General features: G+C 58.0%; 8 protein-coding genes and 2 pseudogenes. 1 reads left to right on the top strand and 9 read right to left on the bottom strand.

Going from position 1 to position 15,430, the window contains the following annotated elements; all coding sequences use genetic code 11:
- Positions 1-53: 53 nt before the first annotated feature.
- The 3 genes and pseudogenes from HED64_RS15030 to HED64_RS15020 all read right to left on the bottom strand — a co-directional run.
- Positions 54-1,295, bottom strand: a complete 1,242-nt coding sequence (locus HED64_RS15030) for an MFS transporter (protein ID WP_168152816.1) — start codon at positions 1,293-1,295, stop codon at positions 54-56.
- Between the two features lie 374 nt (positions 1,296-1,669).
- Positions 1,670-2,173: pseudogene (locus HED64_RS15025) on the bottom strand (APC family permease); the annotation flags it as partial.
- A gap of 933 nt (positions 2,174-3,106) precedes the next feature.
- Positions 3,107-3,592: pseudogene (locus HED64_RS15020) on the bottom strand (APC family permease); the annotation flags it as partial.
- A 468-nt stretch (positions 3,593-4,060) separates the two neighbouring features.
- Here HED64_RS15020 and HED64_RS15015 point away from each other — a divergent pair.
- A complete protein-coding gene (locus HED64_RS15015; protein WP_168152815.1) occupies positions 4,061-4,528 on the top strand; it encodes a hypothetical protein in 468 nt (155 codons plus the stop codon).
- A 28-nt stretch (positions 4,529-4,556) separates the two neighbouring features.
- On the opposite strand, the gene HED64_RS15010 is transcribed toward HED64_RS15015, so the two are convergent.
- The 6 genes from HED64_RS15010 to HED64_RS14985 all read right to left on the bottom strand — a co-directional run bounded on the left by HED64_RS15010 (position 4,557) and on the right by HED64_RS14985 (position 15,360).
- Positions 4,557-5,567 (bottom strand): EcsC family protein, encoded by a 1,011-nt coding sequence (locus HED64_RS15010; protein ID WP_168152814.1) that lies wholly within the window; start codon positions 5,565-5,567, stop codon positions 4,557-4,559.
- 638 nt (positions 5,568-6,205) lie between these two features.
- Entirely contained in the window at positions 6,206-7,114 is a 909-nt protein-coding gene (locus tag HED64_RS15005; protein WP_168152813.1) for a hypothetical protein, read from the bottom strand.
- Positions 7,115-7,234: 120 nt separating this feature from the next.
- Complete coding sequence (locus HED64_RS15000; protein ID WP_425351808.1) at positions 7,235-10,432, bottom strand: type I restriction endonuclease subunit R; 3,198 nt, start codon at positions 10,430-10,432, stop codon at positions 7,235-7,237.
- A gap of 100 nt (positions 10,433-10,532) precedes the next feature.
- Positions 10,533-11,753 (bottom strand): restriction endonuclease subunit S, encoded by a 1,221-nt coding sequence (locus HED64_RS14995; RefSeq protein ID WP_210149772.1) that lies wholly within the window; start codon positions 11,751-11,753, stop codon positions 10,533-10,535.
- Positions 11,750-13,360 carry an N-6 DNA methylase gene (locus tag HED64_RS14990; RefSeq protein WP_168152811.1) on the bottom strand — a complete coding sequence of 537 codons (1,611 nt, stop codon included), beginning with the start codon at positions 13,358-13,360 and terminating at the stop codon, positions 11,750-11,752. The genes HED64_RS14995 and HED64_RS14990 overlap by 4 nt, the downstream gene beginning before the upstream one ends.
- On the bottom strand, positions 13,360-15,360 hold the full coding sequence (locus HED64_RS14985; protein ID WP_168152810.1) for a hypothetical protein: 2,001 nt from the start codon (positions 15,358-15,360) through the stop codon (positions 13,360-13,362). The genes HED64_RS14990 and HED64_RS14985 overlap by 1 nt, the downstream gene beginning before the upstream one ends.
- Between the last annotated feature and the right edge of the window lie 70 nt (positions 15,361-15,430).

Genomic DNA, 15,430 nt, shown 5'->3' with positions numbered 1-15,430 from the left:
AAAGTGGCCGCGGCCGGCGCTGCAGGTCAGACACAAACGGGACCGGCCTTGCGTCACCGAGATTGAATCTCTGTGGGAGCCATGGACTTTTCGGACCTTGTGAGCAGGCCTCGAACAACTCCGGGGGCAAAGAATGCCGCAAGCAGCAGAGGAACGATGAGGACCAGCCATGGCAAGATGCTGGCGGGCCCTGGGGACGAGGGTTCGTTCAGAAGCCCTCCGATCAGGAGATTGCCCAGGAGGACGGCAATGCCGCCGCAGGTGGCCAGCAGACCATAATAGGAACCCACCGGTCTCGCTCCGGCAATCCGGGGGATGAGTCCGAGCGCCGTGGGATGAGCCGTCATATGCCCCAGCGCAAGTAACGTCACCGCGGCCAAGATAATGGCGGGGCCGATCTTGTGACCCGGGGAAAACATACCGGGAGCCCCGAGCGTGCAAAAACCCAGTGCACCGAGAATGTAGCCCATGCGAAGAGCTGCTGGGGCGCCCACGCGTGCGGCCAGCCACGAGATCGGCAACTGCAGCGCGAGAGCTAAGACTGAGACCCAGGCGAAGACCAGCCCAAGGAATTGGGTGGCGACTTCTGCACGTCCGAGTTCGAGGGGGATCGCCAGGTACAGCTGGTTGTAGGCCAGCAGGTCCACCGCATGAAGGCTGGCGAACGCGATGAAGCGGCGATCCCTAAGGCTGCCCCACGACCGACGGGATGTTTCCGTGGATTGCGTGTGCGATGTCGCCGGGCGAGGGGTATTGCCGAGTGTCCGCCAGAGCAGCACACCAATGCCGAGGAAAAAGGCGGCTCCGAGTCCGGCAACCGTGGCAAAGCCCCAGCCCCACAGCGCAGCGCCGACGAGGGGGCCGACGACGGCGCCAATTTCACCGGTAATGCTCAGCCAAGCAAAGAGCGTGACTCGTTGCTCAGCCGGATGCGAATCGTCCCGCCGTGTGGTTTCCGCCGCGGCCACCAGAACGCTGAGTCCAGGGGAAAAAAGCGCGCCGCCGAAACCGGTGAGCAGGGTACCGACAATGAACAGCCACACGATTGGGAAACCGGTGAATAGTGATGCCGCCAGCGTGAAGAACCCCAGAGCCCGAACAGCGCAACCCACGAGGATGATCGACCGAGGGCCGAATCGGTCAGCGAGGGTTCCTCCTACGATGAAAAGTCCCTGTTGGGCGAAGGTGCGCACGCCAAGGATGAGCCCGACTGCAGCACCGGCCAAGCCGAAATCCTCGGTGAGGACCAGAGCCATAAAGGGGACCACCGCGTAGAAGCCAATGTTGAACAACATTTGCGTTCCGAGGAGAACGGGGACTCCGCTGCCGACTCGTGGGGGTCGTTTCATGAGTCCCGGGATCTGGGTATTTGACGGATTCGGAGAGACCTTTTGGGCCGGGTTTTTGTCCGTGTCGTTTTCCCTTGTGCGCAATCTTTCGAGCCTCACTGATGCTGGTTCCGACTGTGGATGAATCTGCCACTCTAACTTACTGGCGCTGAAGGGATCCGGCCCTGAAATCCCTTTGGCTCACGAATTCTCAAAAACGCCGGATCAAGTGGGGGTGTGAACACAGGTGCCGCCCACTGCGGTTTCGGTGGTGGCGATGCGCATTCGAGCCAGATAGCAGATCTGCCGTGGCCGGACAGGCAAGGGTTTTGGGCGTCAGTAGCCAGGAAAGCGCCGGCGATGCAGGCGATCCAGGTGACACACTGCGGGGTGCCCTAGCGGTCGGTCTGGCAAACCAGTCCGGCAGGGGCCCGTCGCGGCTCATGGGGAACCAGACGCGGTTACTCCGAGCAGGAACGTGAGCATCACGGTAAGGATGGACAGGACGGTAAATACGGAGATGATCGTGGCGATGACCGGAAGCCCCACGCCGTTGAATGCCGAGGCGAATCCGGTGGTCGGTGCGATGTCCCGATAGATCTGCATGCCGGTGAGTACCAGAGTGGCAGCGACGTGGAGGAGCATGGCGATGACTAGGAAGAAGATGATGGCCTTTGGCGTGTGTTTTAGCCGTCGGTGGATTCCTCGGCTTCGGTGCTCATGGCGTCGTAGCCGAAGACCGCGAAGAACACCGTTGCGGCTCCGGCCATGACGGGTCCGAATCCGCTGGGCATGAACGGGTTGTAGTTCTGGGTGTTGAGCTAGAAGATGCCCAGGCCAATCATGCTTCCGGTACCGATGCCGATCGAAATCTCTTGCTACAGTTCCAAGTACTTTGTCAGGTGCATCTCGAGGGTCGATTGAGATTTCTTGGTTCCATACACAGAGTGCCGGGGAATTTGTTCGCGCTCAACATGTTTATGCTCGGTGACTTCCTCAGAAGTCATCCCATCTTTTCCGGTGTGACGCCAGCGGACAAAGGTAAGTTTCTCGGGGCCGGGCTCAATGTGCCTTGACCCGTTTCCTGCAAGAACACGGGAACGCCATAAGTTGACCCGCCGATGATGGGGGGCTCTCGCAGTGGAGCGTCAGGGCATTGGTCGGAGGGCTTTGCTGGCCAACCATTTCGAATAGGCCGTGCCCATTTCAAGCCGCGTCCTTGGCGACTATTGATTTCACCTGAACTTGGACAGATGCTGGACGCATGTGGTGTGGCTACTAGACATCGAGCTGACTGCTTGAACCAAGTGGAGGTGGGCTATCTTAAACATAGACGAGGAGTCATTCAAGGGGCTCCAAGACCTAAAGAACAAGCTGCAACCGAAAACGTTGAACCAACCACCGGCCGAGCGCCAAAATTCGGTAGTAGATGATTACAGTCCATATTATGACGAGCAGCTAAGGCAATATAATTCTCTCCTGTCGGAGATCCATAGCCTTAGGGCAAGAATTCGTTACGGTGGCGACGAAAGTCGGCTTTATCGGTTGTTTCTCCAACGCGCAGATCTCCAGCAACAGGTCAATGCCTTCAATGTTAACTACAGGTATTCGCGTCCTGAAAGAGTTCAAAAACTGAACGAGATGATGCGCAAACTACCTGCGCCTCAGTTTCCCACGTCGGGGAGCATCCACTCCTTCCCTGCAGGATTTCATGAATAGAGGATGCCTCGAAGCCATGGATTTTTCGTTAGCGATGAATTAGGCCACCAGACCAAGAATTAGTTCGTCCAGTGAAGGAACACCATGCCGTCATCGTACCGCGGACTGTCCGGGATCATGAGCGATGCTTGCGGACGTAGAAGGAAGTAGATGGCGAGGCTGACCACCAGCCAGACGGCGAAGCGGAGCCATGTCTCCCAAAGCAGTTGCAGCATCAGGAACCCGGAGGCCAGCAGGCCGAATGCCGGGATGACCGGCATGAAGTGGAGCCGGAAGATGATGACGGCGAGGCAAGCCACCACGAAGGCTGCAAGGATGCCGATGTTGGTCAGGTCCGCGACGGCCTCTATCGGGAAGGCGCCGGCCAGGAATGCCGAAGCGATGCCGGCGATTCGGGTGACGCGCTGTCCTGTTCCATGGCGGTCGGTCTTGGCGAACCAGCCTGGCAGGAGCCCGTCGCGGCTCATGGAGAACCAGAGGTGGGTGACTCCGAGCAGAAAGGTCAGCATGACGCTGAGCATGGACAGGACGGCGAACACGGAGATGAATCCGGGGTCGGGCCGATGCCCTGGTAGTTCTGGACGGAGGTCCGCGCCCCATTGTCGATGTCTAGGCGTCGCCATATAAAGGGGGGGCGATGACGAAGAGCCGGGCGCGCTGCTCATTGAGGATCTGATGCCGATCCTAGATCAGCTGCGTGATGCACGTCCGCCGTTGCGGGAACGCATAAGTGCTGGCCATGCTGGCGCAAAATACGATTCACTGACGACTGCTGAGCTCATAGCTCCCTACCTGTAACCTCCGCCGTCTTTCGGGGATGGCCGGGATAAGATCACTTCGGTCTAGAGCAAATGGTGGCTCTAACAGCAAGGTGTGGAAACCTCACGGAACTACTTGGCAGTTTGATCCTCGAACAATTACACAACTATTCTTGGGTCATCGCCGCCATAGTTTTGATCGTGTTAGGGGCCCTCCGCTGGCGCAGCATTCACTGAACCGTGGTTGCTTCGGTCATGCCTTTTTTGGCACTCAACGCTGGCGCTGGGATCTGCGTCCTGAGCACTATTGGTGATTCGCGCTGGTCTGCCGGGGATCCACCCTCGCTGACAGCTCCGTCGTTTGCCGAGACTCCGGTGGTGGGGGAGTATTTGGTCCCGTTGGATTTATCTCTTCGAGCAGTGGTGGGCGAGGTGAACGATTTCCTAGCGGTTAAGCATGCGCTTCCCATCGCACTTGACTTCCTGACGACGTCCGGAATGTCCATACTGGCGTTATTCCCGCTAGCAATTATTGCCGTTATTATCAGTATCTTCGTTGTCATACGTCGTAAAGCGGACCTTAAAAAGTACCGTGCCACCGTTGACCAGCTCCAAATTGAGCTTGAACAGGTCAAGTTGCAGATCACTGACGGAAATTTTGCTGTTCCGTCATGCCAATCGGATGGCGATGCCACCGAGGTGCTGCCCCGTCTGGCACGCTAGGGCAGCCCATGGAATCACGGGATATCACTTACACGGCGTCGATCAAAGGATCCTCGTCCTGATTCGTTGCGAGGGCAGCTGGCAGCGGCAGCCCATACTTTTCACAAAGGAATCGGGTCTGGCAATATCGACGAGCATCGGCGGCCACATTGCCAAGTATTGTGGAATTCACGCCGGCGCCAATAAGGATACCCACAAGTGGCACTGCCTTGGCGACGTGTTTCACCGGTACTGTGGAGCCGGTGCCTAGGTGCTTCAGCAGCTTCTCGAGAGCAGCCACAAGGTGGTGGTCTTGGCGGAGCTTGTTTGACCACCTAATGCGTCCCTTGATTGCGTCGGCCGCACGTGCGGCGTCGCGCAACGGTTTGACCTTGGCCGCCTGTGCCATGAAGGAACGCTGCACCAGACGTTGGATGAAGGCCTGCTCGTCATGATCTTTGGCGTCGTAGCCGTAGGAGTATGCGATGCGCGATGCGATCGATGTGCTCAAGACTTGGATAACGAGAATATCGGCTGTTAACGCGACTGGGATACCGGCCACGGGAACCATGGCCAACAATCCCATTGCGCCACCTTCGACCGCGCCAGCGGTCCGCCAGGTAAGGGTATTGAACGTCAGTATCCTGTCGCAGACCTTCAGATCCTGCTCCCGTAATTCGGTGAAGTGATTGAGCTCGAAGCCTTGTTTGCGAGCGAGCTTCTCGACGCTTTTCGGGTCATTTAGCTCGAGGGCCCAATCGTTCACCAATTCCAGCATCGAAGTCACGGCACCAACCGCCGGTCGCGCGGCCTTATCGGAGACCGCCTCTCCTGCGCGACGGATTGGACCTTTGACTACCTCTGGCACTGCATCGGCAACGCGGTTCGCAGCGCTTCCCGCGACTTCTCCGGTGCGATTGAGTGCGGTGCTAGCCCAATTCGGTAGACCTCGACGGTTGCTGCGGCGCTCCCAATGGTCATTGAGCGAATTCCACACCTTCCCCTCGTACTCACTCATCGGGGTACCTTCTTCGACGAGTGGGTCGGTGTAGATACTCATTCAGGTTCTCCATTTCGGGTGTGATTGCTGGGTCCATGATCCACTACTACCCCACGCCGGAGTGAATCCGCAGTGTTGAATCGCCTTTCAATTAAGAATGGGCCGTCACATATTCGTTAAGCCGTGTGCGCGGAGGCAAATTCATCACTGTGCTCGATTTTGAGAGTCGACCTTCTGACATCTCGTTAGGACATCGGAATGAGAGATTCTCATGGACATAACCTCGAAGGTGTCCTGCACTTCGTAGAATTGACCATTGTTGCCGCACGGCGGGCTGCCAGGATTCATTAGCGAGTACTTGTGAACATAGATGAAGCAGCTGCTCGGCCGGCCATCAACCAGAGGTGGGGCATGACAACGCCTGTAGTGACGGCACCCGGTGGAGCAGTAGTCCTGCATCGTGGGCAGCGCGGCGACGAGTCAGCTCGTTCCTCGCCAACTACATCTCGCACACATGGCTCGAATACGACGCATTTAGCCGCGTCCTACGCCCTCATTCGGGAGGCCCCAAATGAAGGAATGCAGGCGTTGTCGTGCATCGTGTGTGCAAGGGGCCACCCCTCGATAGTTGCCCTCTACTTTTGTGGCGTCGCCAATGCAGCGTGCCGGCGGTTGCCCGGGGGTGGCTGGACCGGAGTTCAGTAGCGGGTGCCGTGTGAAGGGAGTCCGCCCGACAAGACTGAACCACTGTTGCCCTTGCGTGGAGGTCGCCATCGGCATTGTCCGAAGAGACGTTCCAGCTCCATGTAGTTCTTGCGGTTTTCCGGCGAACCGCTGTTAGCAACATGTTTGGCACGGAATCTGGCAATATCGTTCTTGAGTAACTGTGCGCGTTCTTTCAAGATTTGTCTGGCGTGATATTCACTTGCCGTATGTTTCAGCTGGGCGCGGAGATCCATCAGCTTGCGTTTGACGTTCTCGAAGTCTCCAACTGCTTGGGCATTCGGGGTCGAGGAGCCTGCATTTGTAACTCTTGCTGGTCGTCTTCTCGTAACCGGCATGAATGGATTGTTTCCAGTGGATTTGAGTGGCTCAACGACTGGTGTGGAAACGGTTCGAGTCGTGCCCCGACCTTTGATCTGAACCTTGGAAATGGTTTCGCCGGTTTGTCGTGCTTTGACTTTTGGATTGGCTTTTCCAATCGCGATTTGGCCTTGTGCAAGGCCTTTTCTTTGTTCTTTGGCATGCCGCGATGGCTGGTTCTGGGCAGACTTCCGTGAGTCGGAAGCCTCAGCCTTGATCCGATTCTGTTGGCCGACGACAGTCTTTTCAGGAGTGGAGATGTCAGAGATGATGAAGGTTTGGCTGCCCTGAAGCCCGACCCAGGCAATGATGTCTCGCTTGATCTCTGCAGGCGCGCCCCCAACGGACAGCAACGCTTCTCGAGCTTGGCCGATTGCCGCGTGGGCCGTTGCGGCTTTTGTTGCGCGGTCTCGTTGGTTTGCTTCATAGAACGCGGTAATGGCTTTCGAAGCTATTGCATGCGCGGTTATGACGAGTACGTCCGAGCCGTCAAATGGCCCAGCTGGGTGATGTTCTTTTGCCAAAGTTCCGCCTTTCAGGCCGAATTCTTATCCCGGGCATAACAATTGAAACGGTCCCGAAGGCCGGAAGGCTGAAAGTACGCCAGATGGCGTGACCTGGTACCGAAAACAGCTGCTTGATTTCTACACGGCCCTTTGGGCCATCGCTTCCATCTGTTCAATGACCAGCTTGATGGCCTCGGGCTGCTTGTCCGGCGGGTAGCCGTTGATAATCAAGAGCCGCTTGACCGAAGAACGCAGTTTGGCTCGGACGTCCTCGCGCACCGTCCAGTCGGTTCGGACATCGCGGCGCATGACAATGACCAGCTGCCGAGCGATTTCCGCGAGCATGCCCGGCCCTTGCGCCTCGACGGCCGACTGGTTCACCGCAACAGCGTCATAGAAGGCGAGCTCGTCTTCGTCCAGTGGCGGGGTGAACTGTTGTCCTCGGTCAGCCTCCGCTGCGACTTCCTTGGCGAGTTCAACGAGCTCGGCGATGACCTCCGCTGAAGTCAGCTGTTGGTTGGTGTACTTGTTCATCAGCTCGGTAATGCGAGCGGAGAAGGCGCGCTGCCGGATGACGTTGTTCTTAGTGGTGCGCTTCGATTCATCGGCTATGAGCTTGCGCAGCGCCTCGATGGCCAGCTGCGGGTTCCGTGCTTTCTGGGTCTTGGCGATGAACTCCGGAGTGAGGTCGCTGAGCGAGGGTTTGGGCATGCCTGCGGCCTCGTAGATGTCCAAGACTTCCCCGGTGGCATCCGTTGCCGTGGCAATCAGCTGTCCAAGCATGCGCTGGATCTCTTCGGGCACGGGCTCGCCCCGGGCCTGCCGGTCCTGGGCATCGAATTTGCCCATCCACACTCGAATTTCCTCATACACTTGGATCTCTGGGCGCAGTTCCTCGAGTTTGCCGGAACCGGTGCACAGTGCCCACGCACGGGCCAACTGGCCAGCAACCTGGCGATACCGCACGGCCAGCGGCTGGGCACCGTCCGCGGAGGTCGCGTTGCCCGGTGATTCTGGGGCACGCAGGTAGTTCACCGCTCCGGTGACGGCATTCAGGAACGCCTTTGGCCCGGGCTTACCCAGCACCGCGCGCCAGTCATGGCCGACTAACAGCTCACGGGCTTGGGTCACCAGCTCTACGGCAAGGGCCACTGCCTCATCAATGTTCTTGCCGACAGGCTTTTGTGTCTGGTCGCTCTGTGAGTATTCGTTCAGCGCCTTGGCGAGGTTTTCTGCCAGGGGCGCATAGGCCACCAGCAGTCCGTCGGATTTTCCACGGAAGGTGCGGTTGACGCGGGCGAGCGTCTGCATCAGCAGTGCACCCTTCAACGGCCGGTCAAGGTACAGAGTATGTAGGGGAGGAGCATCGAATCCGGTGAGCATCATGTCCTTGACGATCACCAGTTCAAGCTCATCGCCCGGATCCTTGAGCCTCTCCTTGATGGAATTGTTGGCCGAGTCACGACGGACATGGTTGATAACTGGCGAGGTATCGGAAGGCGTTCCCGAATACACCACCTTGATCTTGCCCTTGTCGAGCTCGTCCGAGTGCCACTCGGGGCGCAAGGCCACGATGGCCGAATAGAGGTTTGCACAGATTTCCCGTGTCCCTCCAACGATCATGGCTTTGCCGAAGGTGGGGTCCCCGGTGGCGTCGGCAATGAACGGCGCAACGGTGTCCCGGCGGACTTCCCAGTGCGCGACCAAGTCCTTGGCCAGCTCCGCTAGTCGATCCGGTGCGCCATAGACGGCATTGACCACTGCCACCGATTGCTCGATCCGAGCACGTTCAGTGTCATCTAAGCCGGCTGTTGCTTCATCGGCGTCGGCGTCCAAGTCTTCCAACGATCGGCCATCGGCGAGCTGCACCCTGATCAGGCGAGGCTCGAAGTAGACGGGTACAGTCGCGCCGTCATCGACGGCGCGCGAGAGGTCGTAGACGTCGATGTATTCGCCAAACACGTCGCGGGTGTTGCGGTCCGCGAAGGAGATTGGGGTGCCGGTGAATGCAATGAGTGTGGCATTGGGTAGGGCGTCGCGCAAGTGACGCGCGTAGCCGTCGAGATCGTCGTAGTGGCTGCGGTGCGCCTCGTCGACGATGACGATGATGTTCTTGCGGTCACTCAGCAGTGGGTGCTCGGTGCCGGAGTCCTTTTCATCCTTGGTCCGGCCGAACTTCTGCAAGGTGGTGAAGTAGATGCCTCCGGTGACCCGGCCGGATAGCTCGGAGCGGAGTTCGGAGCGGCGGCGAATCTGCTTCGGGGTGTCCGGCAGCAGCTGGGAGCGGGCAAATCCGGAGTAGAGCTGCCCATCCAGTTCGTTGCGGTCGGTGATCAGTACGACCGTCGGGTTCTTCAGCGCCGGGTGGCGCATGACGGCGGCGGTGTAGAGCTCCATTTCCATGGATTTTCCTGAGCCCTGGGTGTGCCAGACAACGCCTGCCTTGCCATTGGTGCGCACGGCGTCGATGGTGGATCCCAGTGCCTTGGTGACGGCAAAGTACTGGTGCGGCTTGGCGATGCGCTTGAGTAGGCCCTCAGCTCCGGCGTCGAACGCAGTGTAGGAGCGCAGCAGCTGCAGAAAGCGGGTGGGGTTGTAGAGCCCGGCAATGGCTGTCTCGATGGGCAGCACCGCATCGCCGTTTATGCTGTGGCCCACTGGGACGGGGATTCCGTCGTCATCGACATTCCACGGGGAGAAATGGTTCAGCGGGGTGAACGGGGTACCGTACTTTGCTTCCAAGCCATCAGAGGCAAAGGTAAAGACGCAGAAGCGGAAGGCCAACGGGAATTCACGCAGGTAGGTCTGCAGTTGGGCGTGTGCTGCTGCGACGTCGGCGGTCTTGGTTCCGGCCTTCTTTAGTTCCATGATGCTCACGGGCATTCCGTTGCAGTACAGAACGATATCGAAGCGACGGTGGTAGTCGCCCTGGATCAGGGTGACCTGACTGACGGCGAGCCAATCATTGTCAGTCTCCTCGGCTCCGATGATCCGGAGCGTGGGGTTCTGCTCGGTGCCGTCCGGATCCAAGTAAGAGATCCGGTGCCCTTCGACAAACTTCTTGTGCATACGGTGGTTTTCGGTGATCGCATCCTGCGAACCGGGTGCCGCGATTTCCACCGCAGCCTGCTGCAGATACTGCCCCGGGATGCCAGGGTTCAACCGTCGTAGTGCAGCCAACAAGCGCGGCCGAATGAGCAACTCGTCCCAGGAATCGCGCTCGTCAGTGCCCGGTGCAATCGCATCCCCGTGCAACGGTCGCCAATTCTCCTCACCCAGCTGTTCGAGTGCGAGCGCTTCCCAGTCGGCTTCGGTGAAGCTGGTCTGCATTTTCAACGGTTTTCATTCCCCCAGAACTTGTTCCTGACCTGAATCTATCGTTTGTTTGTTGAGCCGTGGCATTTGTGAAACAAAGTGTTGCACAAATGCCACAGCACTAGACCGCTGCTGAAACGATCTGTTCGGCGTCCTTGACGCGGAGTTTGCCTGACATGAGCTGTGGAAGTAGTGCGTCGCGAGTGGCGGCTAGCGCTTGGTTCTCCAGCAGATACGCATTTTCCATGGTGGTCATCTTTGCAAGATGTTGTCCGAGCGCCCGCTGCTGTTCGCTGGGTGGGAGCATGAGTTTAAGCTTTCCGAGCTCAACCCGAGAAAGTTCAGTTTGACCAGTGCTCCCTTCCGCCATGGCGGTAATCTTCTCCTCGTTACGGAGGACTGCGAAGCCGCCGCATACCGGATCGATTACTTCTGGATTGAACCTGACGATGGTGATGTGCGAGTCGACCGTAACTCTCCCGTCGAGAGTCCAACGGGCGACTCGTCCAAGAGTCCCTTGACCGGTGGAGTTCACGAGAACGTCGTCTAGGTGGAGCTCCTTGTCTTGACGGACTTTCGAGAGAATAGTTCGGCGTGCCGGTCCGAGGCCGACTCGTTGATATCGGACACATTTCTGATTCAGCACAACCATGGATTCCTCATCATCCGAGTACTTGGGTGTTATCCCACGGCTGAGCAGACTGCTGGATTCAGATAGGCCAACTTCAACTCCGTGGTTATCTGCCGCCGCAGCGAACACCGACTGGGCGAGCAATGAAGAAGTCGTCGCGAGCTTGGTATTGGCTGCGATTTTGTCGTCGAGAGCGCACAAAACGTCTGCGATGGCGTGTTGCTTTGCAAGTGTAGGAACGAGAAGCGGTATTCGTTCAAGGGTGCCTTGGTTTAGCGACAACATAGTTGATCCAGAGGCATGTTGCAGTAACCAGGTACGAATGGTTTCGAGCTGGAACTGATAGGCAATAAATCCAGCATTAACTGTTGAGGGAAGACGCACACGAATGCCATCGGAACCGAGGAACCAGCCGTTTTCGGAGGAACGGACGATCGAGCTTCTGTCTACGGCGCCCTTACGACCGAAAACAATATCGTTCGTTTCCAGAACATACTCACCTAACCGCGACGTTGTCGTTGGCGATACTCGAGGGGTGTCTTTGCGGAGTTTTAAAGTGCCGTAGCCGACTTCGCCAACGGAGATAACGGGTACACCTGATTCGGAATATTCACTAGCCTTGAGCATCGTCCCAAAGGGGCCGGTTTTTATTGAACCGTTGCTTCCGAGTACTTCTGCCAGTGTGCTTTGACGCCATTCTTGAGTGCTCACGAAACTCGCCCCAGCTGCTGCCGAACAACCGCTGCTAGCCGGTCGGACTCCTCGAACTGCTCAAACAGTTCTTGTTTGAGACGTGAAATCTTCTCTTCGAGCGGCTCGCCGTCGTCTTCGATATCAGCGGCACCGACATAGCGACCGGGCGTGAGTGCATAGTCAGCCTCCTTGATTTCTGTCAGTGAAGCCGAGTAGCAGAATCCGGCCTCGTCCACATAGGTATTGCCTTCGGCGGACGCACTGCCGCGCCATTCGTGGAACGTCTGAGCAATCTTCGCGATGTCCTCGTCGCTCAACGCACGCTCAGCGCGGTCCACCATGTGGCCCAGGTTCCGGGCGTCGACGAATAGCACCTGTCCGGTGCGGTCCACCGAGCCATATTCGCCTGCGGTCTTGTCTTTGGCGAAGAACCACGTACATACGGGGATGCCAGTCGAACGGAAAAGCTGAGTCGGAAGAGCAACCAAGCAGGAGACCAGATCGGCTTCGACAAGTTGGGCACGGATCTGTCCCTCGCCGCCGGAGTTCGAGGACATTGAACCGTTGGCCATGACCACGCCTGCGGTTCCGCTCGGGGCAAGCTTGGAAATGATGTGCTGGATCCACGCGTAGTTGGCGTTGTTCGCCGGTGGAACACCGTATCGCCAACGCGGGTCGGACTCGTTCCTTGCCCAGTCTTTGATGTTGAAAGGCGGGTTGGCCATGATGTAGTCGGCTTCCATGTCCGGGTGTACATCCCGGGCAAAAGTGTCCTGCCAACGTGGGCCCAGATTTGCGTTGAGACCGTGGATGGCCAAGTTCATCTTCGCCATGCGCCAAGTGCGTTCGTTCAATTCCTGACCGTAAACGGAAATCGCGGTGCGATCAGCGTTGTGGGAGTCCAAGAACTTTTCGGTTTGCACGAACATGCCGCCCGATCCGCACGCCGGGTCATAGACGCGTCCGCTAGTCGGTTCGAGGACCTCAACTAGCACGCGGACCACGCCGGCGGGGGTGTAGAACTCTCCGCCGCGTTTGCCTTCCGCGCGGGCGAACTTCTCCAGGAAGTATTCATAGACCTCACCGAGGAGATCTCGCGCGCGTCCGGATCCTTGGCCGGTGAAGCGGGCGGTGTTGAGCAGGTCGAGCAGTTCACCGAGGCGACGCTGATCAACTGAGTCCCGGTTGAAGATGCGTGGCAAGGTGGCCGCGAGCGTTGGGTTTGATGCCATGACGGCATCCATAGCGGCATCGATGAGCTCGCCAATGTTCTTCGGTGCTTCACCGTCCATGGCGGGAAGGCCCTTGGCGTTTTCCGCAAGGTAGCCCCAGCGTGCATTGCCCGGAACCCAGAACACGCCTCGACCGGTGTACTCGTCGGTGTCATCGATGAGCTGGCCGATCTGGACTTCGTTCATGCCGTCGGCAGCGAGTTCTTCGCTGAGCTGTTCACGGCGCTCCTCGAAGGCGTCGGAGACATACTTCAGGAAAACCAGGCCGAGGATGACGTCTTTGTACTGGGACGCGTCCATGGAACCGCGGAGCTTGTCGGCGGCCTTCCAGAGCGTGTCCTTGAGTTCCTTCATGGTTGAGGGTGCTGTCTCAACCTTTTTCTTCGGAGGCACTAGTTGTTCCCTTCCAGAGTGGACGTGGTGCTGTTGATGCGCAGGGCGGCTGTTGCCGAACCCTGGGCAAGTAGATTGGAAAGCTGTTCGAGCCGTGCTGCACGATCGAGTGCTTGTTGTCGACTGCTCTCGATCTGCTCGAGTGCGGTCTTGGTGTTTTTCAGATGCTCTTCATGGAATCGTTTCACATGCCACCGACGCCATGATCCACCCTGTCCCGAGGTGATATCGGCCGCAAGAACCGACGGTATCAAGCCAGCGCGGGTGGCGTGATTGATTCGAAGGATGCGGGCAGGAAATTCCACGATGCTCAGGCCCCGTCGATCCACCCAAGCTGAGGGTTTTCCAATGGTCGAAAAGACCACGTCGCCCGGTTCGGTCAGGTGCGCCTGTGGGTACTGGGATGCCAGCTGCAATTTGTCGATATGGCGCGTGCTGGTGCCGTTTTGAAGTTCAGGCAGTCCGATGACAGTGAACCCGTTGGAATTGGTCGTGTCGTGGGCGTGGAGCCGTGAACCGGCGAGCAACCTGAGATGTTTGGTTTCTAGCAATTCTCCGAGGGTTGCAGGCGACACCGCCACTGCTGCTCCCAGATCAAGCTGGATATCCAAAAGGTAGCCATGGGACGTGCTGTTCAGGGCCTCAATTGCGGCTTCGGCATTCACCAACAACTCTGTATGGCCTGAACTTTGTGCTTGGAGCACATTGGGCTTCAGCGGAATTGTGCAGAGGTTTCCGTCTCCTGCCAGAAGCACACTTGTCCTGACCAAGCGAGTAAATCGAAAAGCACGGGCTTTCAAAGTATCCCGGCTTTGCATGGATGCCATGAGGTCGGCAACTACGTCTTGGCTGCTGGAATCATCGAGTGTGAGTGCCGAAAGATCAGCAATCGTGGTCCAGCGATCGGCAATGGGTGTGTTAATTCGTTCCTTGCCCAACACCCAGAGAGCCAAGGGCTGCCTCGGGCGAGACTTCAAAAGACCGGCCGGCAAGCGGATAGCTGCACGGAGCTTTCCCGATCGGAGCAGCGTGTCACGGATGCGAGCAGGTGTCCTGGCCTCTAGCGCATCGGTCAGCAACCGCGCCGGAGCCAACACGATCGCAGCCTGGGTGCCGTCTAACTCCAGAGCAATATTGTCAACGGCGGTCATGATCTGCTTATCGGTCATGCTCGAGTAATTCGCTGCCGGAAAATGGGCAACCACAATTTGCCCGGGAAAAGCGACAGTTGGGGCGCCGATATGGAGATTTTCCCGGCTGAAAGCATGAACCTTGAGGCGTCGTATGGCCAATCGGGAGGGAGCTGGGGTTGGTGAAGCAGTTTTCAAGGTCACGGACGTAGCCTCATCGAAGCTGTCAGCGATCGCCAATAACAGGTCGCTGCCACCGGGAGTTGCATCTGAAAACGAAGCCTGCCCGTCGGTCAGTGATCGGGCCGCGAGCGCCACCAAACCGAGGACTCGCGGATCGAAGAGGGCATCCGTTCGTTCAAACCGTGAGCGGTCTTCCATGAGTTTCTCGAATGCTGCCGAGGCACTGAACGTGGCATCGACCAATTGGTCGGTGTAGGTCAGTAAGGGTTCAAGAGAAGAGGCGCCGGACTCGATCTCGGAGAAGAGACATTCATCGTCCGGATCAAGCTCGTCGGCGAAATCGATGACATCCTCGGGATGCATGTCGGCGAGCTGGGTCCCGCAGAGAGCCCGAACCACGAGCAACGCGGTGACGAGATCAAAGTTTTCGCGTGCTCTGCTGGCGAATGCCGCTACGTCTTCTGCCACCGTTGGATTGTTTCCCAATCCGGTCTCCTGCAGCCATTCAACGATGTCGTCGGCATGAAACAGTTCCTGCTTGTTGCGCACTTCCACCGGATCCGGGAACTGCGTGGCCGATGTGCTGTGGCGGATGCGCCACATGGAGACCACCGGACGCTGCACCATGGCCAACCGAGAGATATCGACAAGAGAGAGCTTGAGGTCTGCGTTACCGGCGTGTCCCATTCGTCGTTCCTTTCGCGTCTCGTGTGGTTTAGATCCACCCTACGTCAGTTGAAACAAATAGTTCATGATT

This window comes from Paeniglutamicibacter terrestris, from assembly GCF_012271785.1.
In the GTDB taxonomy this organism is placed as follows: Bacteria; Actinomycetota; Actinomycetes; order Actinomycetales; family Micrococcaceae; genus Paeniglutamicibacter; species Paeniglutamicibacter terrestris.
This window is presented reverse-complemented; position numbering and strand designations above follow the sequence as displayed.